The sequence below is a fragment of the Acetobacter sp. DmW_125128 genome (genome assembly GCF_008704325.1).
Taxonomy (GTDB): domain Bacteria; phylum Pseudomonadota; class Alphaproteobacteria; order Acetobacterales; family Acetobacteraceae; genus Acetobacter; species Acetobacter oryzifermentans.
The window spans coordinates 71032-89118 of sequence record NZ_VHOP01000005.1; the positions used below are offsets into that span (position 1 = coordinate 71032).

Annotated in this window: 16 protein-coding genes and 1 pseudogene; 7 read left to right on the forward strand and 10 right to left on the reverse strand. The window is 51.4% G+C overall.

Annotated features, from left to right (window positions below; all coding sequences use genetic code 11):
• Positions 1-64 precede the first annotated feature (64 nt).
• Genes FKW19_RS02225 through FKW19_RS02245 form a run of 5 tightly spaced genes read left to right on the forward strand, consistent with a single transcriptional unit; the run spans position 65 to position 4609 of the window.
• Positions 65-1390: an allantoate amidohydrolase gene (locus tag FKW19_RS02225; protein WP_089178984.1), complete on the forward strand. Its 1326-nt coding sequence runs from the start codon at positions 65-67 to the stop codon at positions 1388-1390.
• Between the two features lie 2 nt (positions 1391-1392).
• Positions 1393-2634 carry an alanine--glyoxylate aminotransferase family protein gene (locus FKW19_RS02230; RefSeq protein ID WP_089178985.1) on the forward strand — a complete coding sequence of 414 codons (1242 nt, stop codon included), beginning with the start codon at positions 1393-1395 and terminating at the stop codon, positions 2632-2634.
• Between the two features lie 17 nt (positions 2635-2651).
• A complete protein-coding gene (hpxZ, locus tag FKW19_RS02235; RefSeq protein ID WP_035351335.1) occupies positions 2652-3056 on the forward strand; it encodes an oxalurate catabolism protein HpxZ in 405 nt (134 codons plus the stop codon).
• 12 nt (positions 3057-3068) lie between these two features.
• Positions 3069-3257 (forward strand): DUF4089 domain-containing protein, encoded by a 189-nt coding sequence (locus FKW19_RS02240; protein WP_089178986.1) that lies wholly within the window; start codon positions 3069-3071, stop codon positions 3255-3257.
• Entirely contained in the window at positions 3254-4609 is a 1356-nt protein-coding gene (locus FKW19_RS02245) for an AtzE family amidohydrolase (protein ID WP_089178987.1), read from the forward strand. The genes FKW19_RS02240 and FKW19_RS02245 overlap by 4 nt, the downstream gene beginning before the upstream one ends.
• 3 nt (positions 4610-4612) lie before the next feature.
• Here the strand turns inward: FKW19_RS02245 and xdhC are convergent, their stop codons facing one another.
• The 8 genes from xdhC to FKW19_RS02285 are packed head-to-tail and all read right to left on the reverse strand — an operon-like array spanning position 4613 to position 13934.
• Positions 4613-5428, reverse strand: a complete 816-nt coding sequence (gene xdhC, locus FKW19_RS02250; protein WP_089179916.1) for a xanthine dehydrogenase accessory protein XdhC — start codon at positions 5426-5428, stop codon at positions 4613-4615.
• Positions 5429-5437: 9 nt separating this feature from the next.
• On the reverse strand, positions 5438-7786 hold the full coding sequence (gene xdhB / locus FKW19_RS02255; protein ID WP_089178988.1) for a xanthine dehydrogenase molybdopterin binding subunit: 2349 nt from the start codon (positions 7784-7786) through the stop codon (positions 5438-5440).
• The gene (xdhA, locus tag FKW19_RS02260) at positions 7779-9260 is read right to left on the reverse strand and encodes a xanthine dehydrogenase small subunit (RefSeq protein ID WP_089178989.1); all 1482 of its coding nucleotides are present in this window, start codon (positions 9258-9260) and stop codon (positions 7779-7781) included. The genes xdhB and xdhA overlap by 8 nt, the downstream gene beginning before the upstream one ends.
• A gap of 35 nt (positions 9261-9295) precedes the next feature.
• Entirely contained in the window at positions 9296-10756 is a 1461-nt protein-coding gene (locus FKW19_RS02265) for a nucleobase:cation symporter-2 family protein (RefSeq protein WP_006115352.1), read from the reverse strand.
• A 3-nt stretch (positions 10757-10759) separates the two neighbouring features.
• Positions 10760-11092: a hydroxyisourate hydrolase gene (gene uraH / locus FKW19_RS02270; protein WP_006115353.1), complete on the reverse strand. Its 333-nt coding sequence runs from the start codon at positions 11090-11092 to the stop codon at positions 10760-10762.
• Positions 11089-11598 carry a 2-oxo-4-hydroxy-4-carboxy-5-ureidoimidazoline decarboxylase gene (gene uraD, locus FKW19_RS02275; RefSeq protein ID WP_089178990.1) on the reverse strand — a complete coding sequence of 170 codons (510 nt, stop codon included), beginning with the start codon at positions 11596-11598 and terminating at the stop codon, positions 11089-11091. The genes uraH and uraD overlap by 4 nt, the downstream gene beginning before the upstream one ends.
• Entirely contained in the window at positions 11595-12488 is an 894-nt protein-coding gene (gene puuE / locus FKW19_RS02280; protein WP_089178991.1) for an allantoinase PuuE, read from the reverse strand. Before puuE ends, uraD begins: the two co-directional genes overlap by 4 nt.
• 27 nt (positions 12489-12515) lie before the next feature.
• Positions 12516-13934 carry an NAD(P)-binding domain-containing protein gene (locus tag FKW19_RS02285; RefSeq protein WP_089178992.1) on the reverse strand — a complete coding sequence of 473 codons (1419 nt, stop codon included), beginning with the start codon at positions 13932-13934 and terminating at the stop codon, positions 12516-12518.
• 156 nt (positions 13935-14090) lie between these two features.
• Between FKW19_RS02285 and FKW19_RS02290 the strand changes: the two genes are divergently transcribed.
• Both FKW19_RS02290 and guaD read left to right on the forward strand, forming a co-directional pair.
• Entirely contained in the window at positions 14091-14993 is a 903-nt protein-coding gene (locus FKW19_RS02290) for a LysR family transcriptional regulator (RefSeq protein WP_006115357.1), read from the forward strand.
• 4 nt (positions 14994-14997) lie between these two features.
• Positions 14998-16320, forward strand: a complete 1323-nt coding sequence (gene guaD, locus FKW19_RS02295) for a guanine deaminase (RefSeq protein ID WP_089178993.1) — start codon at positions 14998-15000, stop codon at positions 16318-16320.
• On the opposite strand, the gene FKW19_RS02300 is transcribed toward guaD, so the two are convergent.
• Both FKW19_RS02300 and FKW19_RS02305 read right to left on the reverse strand, forming a co-directional pair.
• Positions 16317-17909: a gamma-glutamyltransferase family protein gene (locus FKW19_RS02300; RefSeq protein ID WP_089178994.1), complete on the reverse strand. Its 1593-nt coding sequence runs from the start codon at positions 17907-17909 to the stop codon at positions 16317-16319. The genes guaD and FKW19_RS02300 overlap by 4 nt on opposite strands.
• 85 nt (positions 17910-17994) lie before the next feature.
• Positions 17995-18087: pseudogene (locus FKW19_RS02305) on the reverse strand (biopolymer transporter ExbD); the annotation flags it as partial.

Here is an 18087-nt window from a genome sequence, read left to right on the forward strand (position 1 = left end):
ACATTGCTTTTTTTGCTTTTGAGAGAACAGAAAAAACCTGCGTATAATTTGTTTCGCCCTTGATATGGCGCAAGAAGTAACGTTTTTTATTGACCTCCTAACCCTAGAGGCCTGCATGCAAATCCTGCCCAATGTTCCATGTGTTGCAGATGCGTCCGGGAAAAGGACAGTACAACGGTGTGATTTTTTAGGTCACATTCCTTTTTCAGATACATCAGAGGGCTTGTTTCGCTCCTATCTTTCCCCTGCCTATATGGCGAGCGTAAAGCAGGTGCGCACATGGATGGAAGAAGCCGGTATGCACTGCCGGATAGATGCCGCAGGTAATCTGATTGGCCGCTATGAGGCCCTTACCCCTAACGCTCCTGCCCTGCTTATTGGTTCTCATCTTGATAGTGTAAAAAACGCAGGCAAGTATGATGGCACATTAGGCGTTATTCTGGGCATAGAGGCCATTGCGCGCTTTCATGCACAACAAAAGCGCTTTCCCTTCGCCATAGAAATCATTGGGTTTGGAGATGAAGAAGGCTCGCGCTTTCCGGTTTCCATGCTGACATCTCGCGCTGTGGCGGGCTCTTTGGACACGTTGCCAGACGTACAGGATACTCAAGGCACCAGCATCCAGCAGGCGCTTCAGGAAAGAGGGCTAGATCCCGCATGCTATCTGGAAGCCGCTTATAAGCCTTCTCAGGTTCTCGCGTATTTTGAAGCGCATATAGAACAAGGCCCTGTTCTGGAAAGTACGGGCCATGCGGTAGGCTTGGTAACATCTATTGCCGCGCAATATCGGTTTAAGGTGACGATGAAAGGCATGGCCGGGCATGCAGGCACATTGCCCATGCATTTGCGCCAAGATGCTTTGGCCGCAGCTGCGGAAGCGATTTGCTGTATAGAAAAAATTGCGCAATCCGGCCCGAATGATCTGGTGGCAACCGTAGGGCAGATGAGCGTAAAGCCAGGTGCCCCCAATATTGTACCCGGCTGGGTGGAATTTAGTATTGATGTGCGGGCTGGCACGGAAGATGTGCGCAACAAAGCCGCAGAAACACTCACTCATGCTTTGCAGGAAATCAGCCAAAAACGCGGCGTGGAGATGCAACTTGCCCTCCAGCATGATCTTTCCGCCACGCAGTGTAACCCGCAACTTAGCAACATTCTTGCCGCATCCATCCAGACAGTAACGGGCCAACCGGCTTATCCACTTGTAAGCGGTGCTGGGCATGATGCCATGATTATGGCGGCACTGGCCCCTGTATGTATGCTGTTTATTCGTTGTGAAAAAGGCATAAGCCACAACCCAGCCGAAGCTGTGCAGGATCAGGATGTAGAAACGGCTTTACGTGTCATGTGCGATTTCATCCAGAATATTCCATCAGAAAAAGCCATCTAACCATGGAGCAAACCCGTATGATTCCACCAATGTTTAAGCAGATAGATCCGCCCCAACGGTTTCTGATGGGCCCCGGCCCTATTAATGCGCACCCTCGTGTTTTGCGTGCCATGTCTGCCGATATGCTGGGGCAGTTTGACCCGGAAATGACAGAATACATGAATGAAACCATGGCGCTGTACCGCCAGGTATTCATGACACAGAACCAATGGACATTTCTGGTAGATGGCACGGCCCGCGCCGGGATTGAGGCAGCCCTTGTTTCCTTGGTGGAACCGGGTGCAAAAATTCTTATTGTGCGTGCCGGGCGCTTTGGCTTGCTGCTTTCTGAAATTGCCGGACGGGTTGGAGCAGAAATCTGCACGCTGGATCTGCCATGGGGTGAAGTAGCCTCTCTGGCGCAGATAGAAGCAGCATTGCAGGAACATCAGCCACAGGTTTTGGCCTGTATTCATGGTGATACCTCCACTACAATGGCGCAGCCTTTGGATGGTGTTGGAGCATTGTGCAAAAAATACAATGTTCTTTCCTATGCCGATGTAACGGCCACGCTGGGTGGCGTGCCTGTTTGCACGGATCGGTGGGGGATTGATGTGGTATCTGGCGGTTTGCAGAAATGTATGGGTGGGCCGCCGGGTTCTGCCCCCATTACTATTTCGGACCGGGCTGCTGAACATATTATGGCCCGCCGACATGTAGAGGCGGGTATCCGCAATGCAAGCCTTACGGATGGGCAACGGCCACGTATTCCATCCAATTACTTCGATCTGGCTATGGTGATGGATTACTGGTCTGAGAAGCGGCTGAACCACCATACCGAAGCAACCACCATGTTATATGGCGCCAGAGAGGCTGCCTGTATTGTGCTGGAAGAAGGGCTGGAAAACCGTTTTGCCCGCCACAAAATGGCCAGCACGGCGCTTATTGCAGGCCTACGTGCTATGGGTCTCACCATTTTTGGTGATGATGCTTATCGTATGGCCAACGTAACGGGGGTATGGATTCCGGCCAGCGTGGATGGAGATAAAGTCCGACTGCGTATGCGTGAAGATTTTGGTATTGAAATTGGCACGGCTTTTGGCCCGCTAACGGGCAAAATCTGGCGTATTGGCACCATGGGTTACAATGCCGTTAAACACAAAGTGCTGCTGACATTGGGCGCATTGGAAGCGGCTTTAGCCGCCGAAGGGTTTAAGCCACCGCGCGGGGCTGCTGTGGATGCCGCGCTGGCATCTTGGCCGTAACCAGTGGGGGACGCGTAATGGAACTGAATAATCCAGAAACACTCCGGCAGGTTGAAGCATGTTCAGACCGTTACGAACGTGCTCTGGCCGAAAATGATGTGAAAGTTCTGGATGATCTGTTCTGGAATGGCCCGGAAGTGGTGCGCTACGGCGTGGGAGAAAATCTGTATGGAGCGGAAGAAATAGCAGCTTTTCGCCGCTCCAGAAAAGGAGGAAGCCCCCCACGCCGTAACCTGCGGCGCACCATTACCGCTATTGGCACTGAAAGCGCTGTTGTCAGTCTGGAGTTTCAGCGTGAAGGCTCAGACCGAACCGGTCGGCAAATGCAAACATGGATCCGGACAGACAATGGATGGAAAATTCTGGCAGCACATGTCTCGCTCATGGCAGCTCGCCCAGAAACCGAAAGCCCTGCTTTATAAGGAAATAGGCCCATGACCGCCCCTTCCTCTAATCAGGAAAATCTTGTTCGCGCACGCGCTGCAGCCATAGGGCTTGATCTTTCTCCCTCATGCCTACCGGGAGTGATAAGCAATTCTGCCCTTTTGGCGTACTATGCCAAACTGGTTGAACAGCACACCCTGCCCGATACGTGTGAACCAGCATACGAGTACATTCCATGACCCATTTTTCCAGCGCGCTTGCCATTGCGGAGGCTATTCGCTCTGGTAAAAAAAGTGCAGTTTCCACTATCCAGGAAACATTAAATACGTTGCGTACACAGGATAACGATATCCGATGTGTGACGCATATTTTTGCAGATAAGGCTTTGCAGCAGGCTCATAAAATAGATGCCATGCGGCAGGCGGGCCAAACCTTACCTCCTTTGGCGGGGGTACCGTTTGGCGTAAAAGATTTGTTTGATATTGCAGGCCATGTCACTACGGCAGGCTCTATTGTGCTGCGCAATACACCGCCAGCGCAAAAAGATGCCGCCATTGTACAGCGGCTTAAAGCTGCGGGGGCTATTCCCGTGGCAACATTGAACATGGATGAATTTGCTTACGGATTTGCAACCGTAAACGCACATTATGGCACCACCCATAACCCGCATGATCTGGCCCGTATGGCTGGCGGATCCTCCGGTGGGTCTGCTGCGGCTGTTGCTGCGGGTTTTCTACCTTTTACCCTTGGGTCTGATACCAACGGGTCTATTCGTATTCCGGCATCATTATGCGGTGTATGGGGGATAAAGCCCACTTTTGGCCGCCTACCCCGTGCTGGTGCCTATCCGTTTTCTGCCAGTTTGGATGTGGTGGGGAGTTTTGCATCCTCTCTGGATGATCTGATTACAACATTTTACGTGATGGATGGCAGCATTCCAGCGCCAGAACCGGCCGTAGATACACTTCGGATTTCCAGATTGGGAGGATGGTTTGCATCTAATCTATCCCCTACCCTTGTGGCTGCACTGAACCGTGTTTGCGCCAGCCTGAAAAATTCTAGCACTGTTGAGTTGCCGGAAGTAGCAAGCGCACGTGCAGCATCCTTTTTGATAACAGCGGCGGAAGGTGGAAACCTGCATCTGCCCCGCCTGCGCAAACAGGCAGAAGAGTATGATCCCGCTACGCGAGACCGCTTGATTGCTGGAGCCTTGTTGCCATCATCCACTTATTTGCAGGCACAGCGGTTTAGAAACTGGTTCCGGCAGAAAATCCACGAGATATTCCAGAAAACAGATGTTCTCATAGCGCCAACGGTTATGGGAGAAGCCCCTTTGCTGGATGAGCCAACCATTATGGTGGATGGCAAACCCGTGTCTGCCCGGGCCAATCTAGGCTTGTTTACACAGCCTTTAAGCTTGCCGGGCTTGCCCGTGTTGTGTTTGCCGTTGAAAAATACAGGCTCTTTGCCACTTGGTTTACAGCTTGTTGCGGCTCCGGGGCAGGAAGCCGCGCTGTTTAGTGTTGCGCGGGCGTTGAAGAAAAGCGGCTTGGCAGGGTGCGTGCCCCTGCCAGAAAAGGAAATGGCCTGAACGTTATTGGGATGGGTGGAGCACATGCTCCACCACTTCCGCCGCCACAAGGGCTGCAATAACTTCTGGCCGTTTATCCCTGATACCGCGCTCTCCTATGGGGCAGATGAGGGACTGTAAACGCTCTTCTTCCATGCCAAGCTGGCGGAAGCTGTGTTCAAACCGTCTGCGTTTGGTGGCAGAGCCAATAAGTCCTACATAAGACAGATCATTCCGCAAAAGAGCAGATTCTATAATCAGCGCATCCAACGTGTGGCTGGGGGTAAGCACCAGCACGCCGGATTTAGCCGGTGTGGCGTGCAATATTGGCTCCCATTGGTCTGTTATGCATGTTTCTACACCAGCGGGAACATTGCCAAACTCCTGCGCTCTGGGGTCCACCCATGTTAACTTCAAAGGTAATGGTGCCAACGCATAAGCCAAGGCGCGGCCAACATGGCCAGCCCCAAACATAAGTAAAACTGGGCGTAATTTCCGCTCTTGCTGTATGTTGTTTTCCAGCTCCTGCACAATGTTTGGCGTTACACGCTCTAACCGCACACGGGCCCAACCTCCGCAGCATTGGTTGGTATTTTGCCCACCCAGAATAAATTCATGCTCACGCAGCTTTTCATGTTGGCACAGCATTTGGCGCGCCTGTAATACGCATTCATGTTCTAACGCGCCGCCCCCTACTGTTCCGGCCAGAAAAGAGGTGCCGACCAGCATAAAAGCACCTGTCTCCCGCGGGGTAGAACCTTTGGCTTCTATAACGCGCACAAGAATGAGCTGTTCTGGATGGTGGTGCCAGTGTTGGAGAACCCTTGCAACCTCTCGCATCATCAGCTCCTATTCGTGAGACATTTCCTTTTGTTTTTTAAGCCGTTCTACTGCGCGTAAAATCTGTTCTGGCGTGGCAGGCGCATCTAGCTGAGGGCTGATACGGTAATCCGCAATGCTCGCTATGGCGTCTGATATGGCATGCAATACAGCCAGCCCATGCACAAAAGGGGGTTCCCCCACAGCTTTGGAACGGAAGATGGTTTCTTCCCGGTTCGGGGAATTCTCTAGCAACTTTACATTAAAAATCGGGGGTCTGTCTGAACAAGCTGGAATTTTATAGGTGCTGGGAGCGTGCGTGCGCAGCCGACCTGTTTGATCCCATACCAGCTCTTCCATTGTCAGCCATCCGGCCCCTTGGATAAAGCCCCCTTCTATCTGGCCAATATCCAGAACCGGGTTTAGAGATTGCCCCGCATCGTGCAGAATATCTACGCGTTCCATACGGTTTTCACCAGTTAGCAGGTCAACCGCAACTTCCGCACATGCGGCACCATAGGCAAAATAGTAAAATGGGTGGCCACGGCCTGTTTTCGGGTCCCACGAAATTTTGGGTGTTTTGTAAAACCCGGATGAGGAGAGCGAAACACGGGCCATGTAGGCGGCTTTCACCACATCCACAAACGGAATGCAGCTTTCCCCTACTTGTACGCCGTTGCTTCCAAAGTGCACAGCACTTTCTGGCACCTGCCAGTGTGTGGCAGCAAAGCTGATAAGCCGACCTTTGATCTTGCTGATAGCGTCCAGAACAGCCATGCCATTCAGATCCGCTCCGCTAGATGCCGCTGTGGCAGACGTATTGGGCACCTTGCCTGTGGTTGTGGCGGTAATGCGCACGCGGTTTTCGGGTAGGCCAAATTCCCGCATGGCAATTTGCACCATTTTGGTATGCAATCCCTGCCCCATTTCTGTACCGCCGTGGTTCACTTGTACGGAGCCATCGGTATAGACATGCACCAGAGCGCCTGCCTGATTGAAATGCGTGGCGGTAAAGGAAATACCAAATTTAACAGGCGTAAGCGCTATACCCCGGCGAATGTATTTGCTGGTGTGGTTAAAGGCGTGAATTTTCTTACGGCGTTTGCGGTAATCACACTCCTCGGCCAATTGTTCCATGATTTCGCGGGAAATGGAATCTTCCACGGTCATGAAATACGGTGTGATGTTCCTATCTTGCGTGCCGTATGTGTTGCGCAAACGCACATCCAGCGGGTCTAGCCCTGTGGCAAAAGCAATTTCCTCCACAACACGTTCAGCCGCGGCAATGCCTTGCGGCCCACCAAAGCCTCGGAATGCCGTGTTGGATTGGGTATTGGTACGAAATGGTTCTGACCGCAGCCTTACATCCGGGTAATAATAGGAATTATCTGCATGAAACAATGCTCTGTCCGTGACAGGGCCAGATAGATCAGCAGACCATCCGCACCGTGCGGCCAGCAGCATATCAACACCCTGAATATGCCCTTGCGCATCAAAGCCGACATCATAATCAATGACAAAGTCATGCCGCTTGCCTGTCATGATCATATCATCATCACGGTCAAGACGGCATTTAGCGGGACGTTGGGTGATTTCTGCGGCCAGAGCGGCCAGACAGGCTGGAGCGTTTGCCTGTGTTTCCTTCCCCCCAAAGCCACCGCCCATGCGGCGCACTTCTACGGTTACCAAATTGCTGGGACGGTTAAGAACGTGTGCCACCATGTGCTGGGTTTCTGTGGGGTGCTGTGTAGAGGAGCATACGCGCATCTCTCCCTCTTCGCCCGGCGTAGCCAGTGCGGCTTGGCCTTCCAGATAAAACTGCTCCTGCCCCCCAACCGTAATGCGCCCGGAAAGCCGTTTAGGAGCTTTTTCCAAGGCATTTGCTGCATTGCCGCGCACCATTTCTAACGGACGGCACACCATAGAACCGCCTTTTTGGCGGGCTTCTTCAATGGAGAGAACGGCAGGCAGATCCTCATAAACAATTTTTGCCAGACGCGCGGCTTTGCGGGCGGCCAGGCGCGTTTCGGCCACGACGGCAAAAATGGGCTGCCCGTAATAGAAAACCTCATCTTTAGCCAAAAGAGGTTCGTCCCCCGCGCCTACAGGGCTGATCTGGTTTTCCCCCAACACATCTTGGGCCGTCAGAACGTATAAAACGCCCGGAAAATTTTTAACGTGTTCCAGATCTATAGAAACAATGCGTGCATGTGCCTTGGTGCTTAAACCGGGCACCACATGCACAACATTTGCGGGGGTCGGAATATCATCAATATACGTTGCCTTGCCGGAAACGTGCAGCCGCCCACTTTCATGCTTCAGGCTTTGCGTTGCCCCACCGGGAACAATTTTCTGCTCGCTTTTATGGTTTTTAAGCATGGGAAATTTCTCTCCAACCTTCCAGGCAGATAGGTTGACTGCTTCCTTGTGGTGCTGTTTCTTCAAAAAAGCGCGTTAACAGGTTGGCGGATACTGTAGAGCGATACCACGCACTGCTGCGCATATCCGTTAAGGGTGTAAAATCATCCAATATGGCCGTGCGGGCAGCTTCCAACGCTACAATATCCCACTTCTGGCCGACCAAAGCCTTTTCCGCTTTCTTGGCGCGGCAGGGAATGCCCGCCATTCCGCCAAAAGCCAGACGAGCCTCTGTAATGTGGCCATCTGTATCTACACAAAGCGCAAAGGCTGCCATAATTGCAGAAATGTCCTGATCAAACCGTTTGGAAACCTTATAGGCCCGCATAACAGTTTGAGCAGATTGATCTGGTATAAACACGCCTTCTATGAATTCGGCTGGACGGCGATCCTGTTTTCCGTATTCCAGAAAATAGTTTTCAAGCGGAATCTGCCGTCGTGTATTGCCTTGCCGTAAATGCAGCACGGCTCCGGCAGCTATAAACAATGGTGGCCCATCCCCAATGGGTGAGGCATTGCCTATATTGCCGCAAACAGTGGCAGCGTTTCTTACCTGCGTGGAACCAATACGTTTTATGGTTTCCAGTGCATCGGGCAGATGGGTTGCTAAGGCAGGAAGGGCCTGCGTGTACGTTACGGACGCACCTATCCACAAACCACCATCACGTTGTTCTAGTTTATGCAGATCCTTGGCGGATTTTACGGAAACAACATGTGGCAGGTCTCGCAAATGCTTGGTCACCCACAAGCCAACATCTGTGGCGCCAGCAACCAGAGTGGCTGTAGGGTTTTCCCGATAAACGGCTGCAAGCGCATCGGAATTGGCTGGCAAAGTGATGCGGCCTTGGGTGTTTTGAATATCTACACTGCTGCCATCCTGTAAGGCAGAAAGGCGCAGAATGATGTCTTGTTTTTCCTTATCAAAACGGTTGCCCTGTTGCTGCATGGTGTGGCATGCCTGCTGCATGGCACGTATAATAGGTGCATAGCCGGTGCAACGGCATAAATTGCCCGCAAGGGCTGTGTTGATGGCTTTAGGATCATCTCCCCCGCCATTTTGTACATAAGTCACCATGGACATCACAAAGCCCGGTGTACAAAACCCGCATTGAGACCCATGCAAGTCCATCATAGCCTGTTGCACGGGGTGCAGGGAGCCATCGGGGTTTTGCAAATACTCAACTGTAAAAAGCTGTGCGCCATCCAACATCCATAAAAACTGGATACAGGCATTTACGCTGCGCCATGTGAGCTGGCCGTTTTCAAGGCGCACAACCATAACCGTGCAGGCACCGCAATCGCCCTCATTACACCCTTCCTTGGTGCCGGTTTGGCCTTTCTGGTCACGCAGCCAGTCCAATACTGTGTGAGTGGGAGAAAGATCAGACACTTCGTGCAAGGTCTGACCCAGATAAAACCTTATATGGTGTCGCATTTTTGGGTCTCTGTAGAAGAAGCAGTGGTCAGGATTTATCTGGAACAGGATTTTGGACGACGTGGCCCAAGCTTATCTTCTGATATCACAACAACGTTCTTCCACATTTCTGGGTGGGTGGTGGCTGGTTGTGGGGCGGCTTCTTTTTCTTCCACAACAGCGCCATGCGTGCCGTGGTTGAAGATTAAATGCAGGATAATGGCGGACATGGCCCCAAGCGTGATGCCGCTACCAAAGATGATCTGAGCCCATGCGGGAAAGTGATCTGCAATGTGGGGCTGTGCTGTAGCAAGCATGCCCAAGCCAACGCTGGTGCCAACAATAATGCCGTTGTTTTGGTTATCAAAATCCACTTGCGCCAAGGTTTGGATACCCACCACGGCAACTGCTGCAAACATAGCCAAAGCTGCGCCCCCCAAAACAGGCAGCGGCACGCAGGCCATAAGCACGGCCAGTTTAGGCAAGCAGCCCATAATCATCATGATAAGGGCTGCGGCAGCCACAACCCACCGGCTTTTTACGCCCGTAAGCCGCACCAGGCCCACGTTTTCAGCAAAGCAGGTGTAGGGAAAGGAATTGAAAATACCCCCCAGCATTGTAGCGGCCCCATCTGCCCGAATGGCGCGAGTGATATCACGCGGAGTGATTTTTTTGTCCACAATAGCACCAGTGGCAAACACATCTCCCGTTGTTTCCAGCATGGAAATCATCATTACGATAATCAGGGAAAGAATGGGTACGATATGAAAACTGGGCATGCCAAAATATAGCGGGCGCACAATGGTTAAGAGTGGTGCGGATGACACATCTCCAAAATGTGCATCTCCCAAAATCCACGCAACCAGCGTGCCCATAATCAGGCCAACCAGCACAGCAATGGTGCCCAGAAAACCCTTGAAGAAACGTTGAACAGCCAGAATACACAGCAGCGTGCCCAAGCCATACGCCACATTACGCAGGCTGACAGGGTTTTGCATGGTGCCCGTGCCTTGGCCATTAACAATATCATTGGCCGCCACAGGCAGCAGAGCCAACCCAATAACCAGAATGACAGACCCAGTGACAACAGGCGGAAAAAAACGGATCAATCGTGAGAAAAATGGCGCCATAAAATAGGAAAAAATACCCGCAACAATAACAGCGCCAAAAATCTGATGCAGCCCTTCAATGCCACCCCCGGCAGCCATGCCAATGGCGATCATGGGGGTAACGGAAACAAACGTAACCCCTTGTAACAGAGGAAGTTTGACACCCAGAGGTCCAATACCCACGGCCTGAATAAGCGAGGCAATGCCGCAGGTGAAAAGATCGGCTTCAATAAGGTGTTCCAAGGCATCGTGCGAAAGCCCAAGGGCACTGGCAAGCAGAATAGGTACAATTACAGATGCAGCATAAAATGTGAGCACGTGCTGCAATCCATAAACACCCAACTGCCAGAAAGGCAGGAATTCATCTACAGGATGAACCGCTTGCGGAACGTTTCTGGCAGCTTTCATCTGTTAGCTTCCCCTGTAAGTAGAATAACCATAAGGTGCAGCAAGCAGCGGCACATGGGCGTGCATGGCTTCACCCAACCCAAAAACAATTGGCACGATATCCAGAAAAAGAGGTTCTGGCAGATTCATGCCCTGTTGCTGAAAATAGGTGCCGATTTCAAACTCCAGCCGATACTGACCGGGTTTGAGTTCAAGATTTCTGAGTTCTGCACAGCGGCCATCGGCATTTGTTACCCCTGTAAACACAAGAGTATCACCGGCAAAAAGGCGGATTTGCACAGCACTGGCCGGGTGGCCAGAAACTGTATTAAGCACATGTGTGGAAAGAGAGCTCATGCCTGCACCTTATCCTGTAATCTTAAGGCTGCTATTGCATCAATCTGCTTTAGCGCTTCTGCAAGCTCTACTGTAAAGGAGCTTGTCAGACGTTGTTCCAAGGCTTCCAGAATAATGGCTTTGGTGGCTTTGCGGACACAAATAACAAACGGCATGCCAAATTTTTTGTGGTAAGCGTCATTCAGCTCACGGAGTTGCTTGTATTCGGTGGGAGAAAGCCGATCTAACCCGGCGCTCCCCTGCTCCTGCGTTGATTCAGCACTTAAGTCCGGATCTATGCCCATACGGTGGCCAAGTTCTGGGTGGGCACGCACCAACGCCAGTTTTTGGCTTTCCGGAGCCTGTCGCACGGCTTGGGAAAAGACCTGTTGCATCTGGTGCAAGGAGGCAAAGGGGCGTTGCGTTACAGCTGCTTCCGCCACCCACGGAGAGTGTTCGTAAATGCCCCCAAATGTTTCAACAAACTGTGCGGGAGAGAGCGTGTTTACATCCTGCAAGCGTATCATGCCGGGTGCACCTTTTGCCAATGGCGGGCTATTTCCAGACGGGTTGGTGCCCACACTCCTTCATGCTGCTGGATGTGCTGTATAAACTTGGCAACCGCCAAGGCACGTGCGGGCTTGCCTGCCAGACGGCAGTGCAGGCCAACAGACATCATGCGGCCGCCCTCTTGATACAGCATATCAAAGCAGTCTCGCAGGTAGCGGAAAAACTGTTCGCCTTCTGTAAAGCCGTTCAGGGCCGCAAACTTCATATCGTTCACGTCCAGCGTGTAAGGCACAATAAGCTGCGGCCTGCTGTGTGTTCTGTCATAATACGGAAGGTCATCTGCATATGAATCCGCATCGTAAACAAAGCCGCCTTCTTCAGCCACAAGGCGGGCTGTGTTCGGGCTTGTGCGGCCCTGATACCACCCAAGCGGACGTTCACCCGTAACTTGCGTATGTAGCTTTATGGCTTGTTGAATATGCTCACGCTCAACATCTTCAGGTATATGCTGATAATCAATCCAGCGCAGGCCATGAGAGGCAATTTCCCACCCGCTTTTCTGCATGGCTGCAACGGCTATGGGGTTGCGTGCTATAGCTGTTGCCACACCAAATACGGTGGGCTTGATGTCCGTCTGTTCGAACAACCGATGTAAGCGCCAGAACCCCGCGCGGCTACCGTATTCATACAGACTTTCCATCTGCATGCAGCGTTCGCCTACGATAGATGTTGTGCCGATCATTTCCGAAAGGAACGCCTCAGACCCTTTATCTCCATGTAGGACAGAGTTTTCGGCACCTTCTTCGTAATTCACAACAAACTGCACGGCTATACGGGCAGCGTTGGGCCAGCGTGGATCCGGCGGGCAAGCGCCGTATCCCACCATGTCGCGCGGGTAATTCTGCATTATTTCCTTACCTTCCTGAACACATCATCACACACACTGAGGAGGTTCCAGACTAACCAATTCATCTACATTGTAATCCAGCAGGCTTTGCAGGTGTTTTTCACCATCCTGCACAAACAGATCACGCCCGATGCCGAAGGTGAGTTTTTCTACCCCAAACCGCATGGCGCTGATGGATGAGCCAGAAAGCCCCATGCTGGGTGTGGCAGAGAATGTAAAGTTATGAATGGCCGCAAGCATTGGAGCTAGTGGATCGGACGCATTGCGCGGCAAAAACTGGAAGCGTTCGCCCAGATAAGGGTGGCTGCCCAGAAGTGTGCTTTGTTCGTCTTCCGGTGGGGCAAAACAATCTCGCCAAAGGGCAATATGCGGCGCCACTTTAGCCAGTTCTGGCCGCTGGGCCAGATCAATAACAAATCCTGTGCCAATAATCAGGAAGTCAAACCGCATTTCACCATGTGGCGTGGTCACAACCACGTCTTTCCCTTCCTCCTTCACGGAAAGCCATGGAGTGCCCGTATGGAAGGCAAAGTTTTTATGGCTCCGGCAGCGCCAGAACGTATCCTGCGGGGGCGGCTGGTTGAGATCATAAATCCGCTGCATGAAGCGCCAGCGCACCAGATCATCCAGTTCTGAAAAATAGCTGAGAAATCCAGCATTTTCCATCCAGCGGTATGGGTTTACAGATGGAATTTTTTTACGACGCAGGCACAGATCAACCTGCTTGGCACCATGCTCCAAAGCCGTTGCTGCGTTATCAAAAGCCGAGGCCCCGGCACCAAGAACGCCAATGCGTTTGCCGCGCAGTTTTTCAAAGTCAATCTGTTCGCACGTATGGGCATAACGTGCTTTTGGCAGAGCTTTTGTAATGAAGCCTGGCACATGCCATGCGCCACCGCCTTCAATACCCGTTGCCAGCACAATTTTGCGCGCCCAAACCTGTTTTTTTACGCCACCAGCACATGCAAAAGTTAGTTTCAGCAGGTTATCCTGCCAATCAATATCTAATAGTTCGTGTTCATTTTTTACAGGCAAATCCAGAACATCACGCACCCAATCCAGATAAGCTTGCCAATCTTGGCGGGAAATTTTATCCAGCGTGTGCCATGCAGCAGCTCCGTAGCGTGCTTCGTACCAGGATTGAGGTGTCAGGCTGGGAATGCCCAAATCTGGGCCGGTTACATATTTGGGCGTACGCAGGGTTAGCATACGTGCAAACGTAATCCACGGGCCTTCTCCTCCTTTGGGGGCGGTATCAAAAATACAGGTGTTGGTAATACCGCGCCGCTTTAGCCCAAAGCAGGTGGCCAAACCGCCCTGCCCGCCGCCAATAATAGCAACATCCAGAACATCTTCGCCATCATGCTTGTGGGGAATGCACCAATTGCCTGTTGCATACTGAATTTTTGCGAGATCATCACGCACACGTTTATTAAGCTGTTCCATGCCTGCATATCAGTCCGAAATATGCGTTGCCCGAAAACAATCTGATTCATGCCCCTGACAACGACGATAAAATCAAGCATAATGTTTCACATTCGCATCGTTCTTGTATATGACATAATTCAGCATGGTGCGTTCGCAAAATGAGAGCAAAAGCAAATGCCAGTTTTTTCCCGTTTTCTTCGTTACTTCATGGCTGTTGCTCAGCATGGCTCAATCCGTAAGGCTTCGGACGAATTGCATATTGCCGCTTCCGCTATTGATAGGCAGATTCTTCAGGGTGAAAAATTACTGGGCACGTTATTGTTCGAACGCTTGCCAACAGGTCTGCGCCTAACAACGGCAGGGGAATTGCTGCTAACATCCTGCCGCCATTGGTCGCGAGACTTAAATACGCTTAAAATCCAGCTTGATAATCTTAAAGGCTTACGGCAGGGCACGGCGGATATTCTTATTCCAGATGCACTTACCAAAGGTTTCTTACCGGTTCTATTGGGGCGGCTGCGTGAAAGCCATCCGGGTATTTTGGTGAGTGTGCATGTGCGCAAAAGCCAGAATATGGGAGAACTTCTGGTAAAGGGACACGCAGATTTTGCCCTTATGTTTAACCCAAGCCACATGCGGGAATTAACCGTACGGGCGCATAAGGAAATCCCTTTGGGATTTATTTCCCTGCCGTCTCACCCCGTTGCGGCGTTAAGCGAGGCACGTTTTAGTGTGGCTGCGGAATATCCGGTTATTGTGCCCTCGCCGCCTCTTGCGCTTTGGCGGCCCATTGGGCTTTTGGAAGCAGAAACAGGTATAGAAATAGCTGCTGTTGCACGTGCAGATAATATTCAGATGATCAAATCTCTGGTGTTGGAGGGCACGGGAATTGGGATTTTAAGTTATCTGGATGCCTATGATGAAGTGCAAAAGAACCAACTTGCTTTTACCCCTATTGTGCATAAAAAACTTACGCCATTATCCTTGGCTTTGTGTGTAGACCGCTCTCGCCAGCTTTCTACGGCAGCGCGGTTTATTATTAGCGAAATTGAAAATTTCTTTCTGGAACAGCTATAAAATCATGTCAGTATCTTCAGCAAAAACGGCTATTCGGGGTTGCTACATTACGTTCACGGGCAATCCTTTTCTGGTACCTCCGGAAGAAAGCCTGCATGTTGAAGAAGATGGCCTGATTATAATGGAAGCGGGCCGTATAATGGATTGTGGGCCTTATGCGGCCCTTGCGCCTAAGCTAGATAAGGCCATTGCAGTTACACATTACCCAGATAGCATTATTTCCGCCGGGTTTATTGATACGCACGTTCATTACCCGCAAATGCCAGCTATTGCCTCCTGGGGGCAGCAACTTTTACCATGGTTGGAACAGTATATTTTTCCAACCGAAGCCCAGTTTGATAATTCGGCCTATGCAGAAGCTGTTGCCAGCGCGTTTCTGGACGAACTTTTGCGGAATGGAACTACCACTGCTGCGGTATACTGCACAGTGCATGCGCAATCAGTGAATGCGTTTTTCAAACAATCAGAAAAACGCGGGACACGCATGATTGCGGGCAAGGTGCTGATGGATCGCAATGCCCCAGATAATCTACGAGATACGGCCAAAAGTGGGTATGATGATTCAACCGCTTTAATTCAAAGCTGGCACAATAAAGGCCGTCAGCTTTACGCGGTCACGCCTCGTTTCGCCATTACCAGCACGCCAGAACAATTGGAAATGGCGGGTGGTCTGCTGGCACGCCACCCAGATGTGTTTATGCAAACGCACTTGGCGGAAAATCTGGATGAAATAAAAGCTGTTGCCAGCTTGTTTCCAGAATCCACTTCATATTTGGATGTGTACGCACAGGCAGGGTTAGTTGGAGCACGCTCTATTTTTGGGCATGGTATTTATTTGCAGGAAACAGATTTTCAGCAATGTCATCATGCAGGGTGCACGCTTGCTCATTGCCCGACATCCAACCTGTTTTTAGGGAGCGGCTTATTTAAACTGTTTGATGCCATGCGGTCAGACCGGCCCGTGCATGTCGGCTTGGGTACAGATATTGGTGCAGGCACAACCTTATCCATGCTTGGCACGATGGGAGAAGCCTATAAAGTTTCTCTCATGGCTGGGGGAGAAAGGTTGCAAGCTCTTCAGGCCCTCTGGCTTGCAACGGCGGGGGCTGCGGAAGCTCTTAAACTGGATACAAAAATCGGCCGCATTACACCCGGTATGGAGGCGGATTTTTGTATATTAGATCCGGCTGCCACGCCTATGCTTGCGCAAAGAACAGCCCACTGCCAGACGGTGCAGGATATGCTTTTCCCATTGATTATTCTGGGGGATGATCGCAGCATAAAAGCAACGTGGGTGAATGGGCAATCTGTGTATGAGCGGCCTTAAAAAGCCGCCACACATCCATCACTCCGTGGGTCTGCCGCGCCTTCCAGAACACCATGAGCATGCCGTACGATAGCCCCGGCATGCCCCATGATGCTGGAAAAAGGTGCAACACGTTCTACAGGATGGCCTGCTTTTTCCAGCTTGGCCACAACACCAGCATCCATGTTGCTTTCTACCTTTAGGGATTGGCTTTCACTTCCCCATGTGCGGCCCAGTAACCATCGGGGGGCCGTAACAGCCTGCTGCAAAGGTGTGCCAAACTGTGCGTATCTGGTGAAAACCGCTGCCTGTGTTTGGGGTTGGCCTTCTCCCCCCATTGTGCCGTAAACCATCACCCGGCCATCATCAAAATGCGCTAGCGCTGGATTGAGGGTATGAAAAGGCTTGCGGCCCGGTGCAAAGGCATTCCATGCGCCTTCCCCCAGTTGGAAGGAAGCACCACGATTTTGCCATAGAATTCCTGTTTGCGGCAGAAAAACACCAGATCCGAACTCAAAATACAGGCTTTGTATCATGCTGACAGCAATGCCAGAGGAATCAATAGCTCCCATCCATGTGGTGTCTCCGGCCTGTGAGGGCTGAGGCCAAGGGGAAGCATGTTGCATGTCAATTTTATGCGCCAGTTCTGTGCACAGTTTTTCGTTGTCTAGAAAAGCCTGTGCATCTTCTGTCATCCACCGTGGATCACCTACATGCGCATTGCGGAACAAAAAGGCCTGTTTTGTAGCCTCTATCAGGCCATGTATATGCGCAAAGCCCTCGCCTTCCTGCACACCCAGTTTTTCAAATAGCCGCAAGATTGCCAAAGAAGCCACGCCCTGAGTGGGTGGCGGTGCGTTGTAAACGTGTGCCCCCTTCAGCTTTGCAGCAAGTGGTTTTTTAAAGAGAGCTTTATGAGATACAAAATCTTCTGCCCTTAAGGGGCTTTCTGCGCGTTGCAGATCCTGCAACAGGGTGTGCGCGGTGGCACCTGTATAAAAACTTTGTAATCCATCTTGGGCAAGTTGGCGCAGTGTCTGCCCTAATGCCGGGTTCTTACGTACCATGCCATGCTGAAACAATTTGCCATCAGGCGCATAAGACTGTGCAAAATCCTGATTTTGCAAAAGTTCGCTTTGCTTGGAAGCCAGCAGCTCGGCTTCACTTTCTGAAACAACATAGCCATTTTCAGCATACCAAATGGCATCTTCCAAAAGTACATTCAATGGAAGTGGGTTTTTGATAGATGCACTCTGCTGCAAAGCAAGCTGCCAGCCAGAAACAGTGCCAGCCATTGTGTTGGCGGCCCACCCTCCACGCCATGGCACAGTGGTATGTCCTGCTTGACGATATGCATCTGCTGAACTTTGTAAGGCTCCAGCACCGCAGGCTTCTATCACTTCCACCCGGCCATCTGGGTAAGAAACCAACCAGAAAGCATCGCCTCCAATACCAGTCATATGAGGGTATACCGCACATAAGGTAGAGGCCATTGCCACAATAGCCTCTAGAGCTGTGCCGCCCTGCTTCAGTATGGAAAGGCCACTCTGGCTGGCCAGATGATGCGGTGATGTCACCATCCCGCGCCCAGACTGGAATGTATGCTGCATGACAATCAACCGCTTTGCATAAATGGAAATAATAAAAACGACGTATCAGATACTTGACCACAATTTCATGATCAAACCCACCCCCTTATATTTTACCGTCTACGAACTGTTCCTGTCCGACGATTCCGAGTTTTGTAACGCCGAGGCGCTGTGCGTCGGCCATGACGTGGATGACGGT

What these genes read in the sequence shown, in the direction of transcription:
- FKW19_RS02225 (WP_089178984.1), top strand. Translation starts at nt 65, where the DNA reads ATGGCGCAAGAAGTAACGTTTTTTATTGACCTCCTAACCCTAGAGGCC.
- FKW19_RS02230 (WP_089178985.1), top strand. Translation starts at nt 1,393, where the DNA reads ATGGAGCAAACCCGTATGATTCCACCAATGTTTAAGCAGATAGATCCG.
- hpxZ (WP_035351335.1), top strand. Translation starts at nt 2,652, where the DNA reads ATGGAACTGAATAATCCAGAAACACTCCGGCAGGTTGAAGCATGTTCA.
- FKW19_RS02240 (WP_089178986.1), top strand. Translation starts at nt 3,069, where the DNA reads ATGACCGCCCCTTCCTCTAATCAGGAAAATCTTGTTCGCGCACGCGCT.
- FKW19_RS02245 (WP_089178987.1), top strand. Translation starts at nt 3,254, where the DNA reads ATGACCCATTTTTCCAGCGCGCTTGCCATTGCGGAGGCTATTCGCTCT.
- xdhC (WP_089179916.1), bottom strand. Translation starts at nt 5,428, where the DNA reads ATGCGAGAGGTTGCAAGGGTTCTCCAACACTGGCACCACCATCCAGAA.
- xdhB (WP_089178988.1), bottom strand. Translation starts at nt 7,786, where the DNA reads ATGCTTAAAAACCATAAAAGCGAGCAGAAAATTGTTCCCGGTGGGGCA.
- xdhA (WP_089178989.1), bottom strand. Translation starts at nt 9,260, where the DNA reads ATGCGACACCATATAAGGTTTTATCTGGGTCAGACCTTGCACGAAGTG.
- FKW19_RS02265 (WP_006115352.1), bottom strand. Translation starts at nt 10,756, where the DNA reads ATGAAAGCTGCCAGAAACGTTCCGCAAGCGGTTCATCCTGTAGATGAA.
- uraH (WP_006115353.1), bottom strand. Translation starts at nt 11,092, where the DNA reads ATGAGCTCTCTTTCCACACATGTGCTTAATACAGTTTCTGGCCACCCG.
- uraD (WP_089178990.1), bottom strand. Translation starts at nt 11,598, where the DNA reads ATGATACGCTTGCAGGATGTAAACACGCTCTCTCCCGCACAGTTTGTT.
- puuE (WP_089178991.1), bottom strand. Translation starts at nt 12,488, where the DNA reads ATGCAGAATTACCCGCGCGACATGGTGGGATACGGCGCTTGCCCGCCG.
- FKW19_RS02285 (WP_089178992.1), bottom strand. Translation starts at nt 13,934, where the DNA reads ATGGAACAGCTTAATAAACGTGTGCGTGATGATCTCGCAAAAATTCAG.
- FKW19_RS02290 (WP_006115357.1), top strand. Translation starts at nt 14,091, where the DNA reads ATGCCAGTTTTTTCCCGTTTTCTTCGTTACTTCATGGCTGTTGCTCAG.
- guaD (WP_089178993.1), top strand. Translation starts at nt 14,998, where the DNA reads ATGTCAGTATCTTCAGCAAAAACGGCTATTCGGGGTTGCTACATTACG.
- FKW19_RS02300 (WP_089178994.1), bottom strand. Translation starts at nt 17,909, where the DNA reads ATGCAGCATACATTCCAGTCTGGGCGCGGGATGGTGACATCACCGCAT.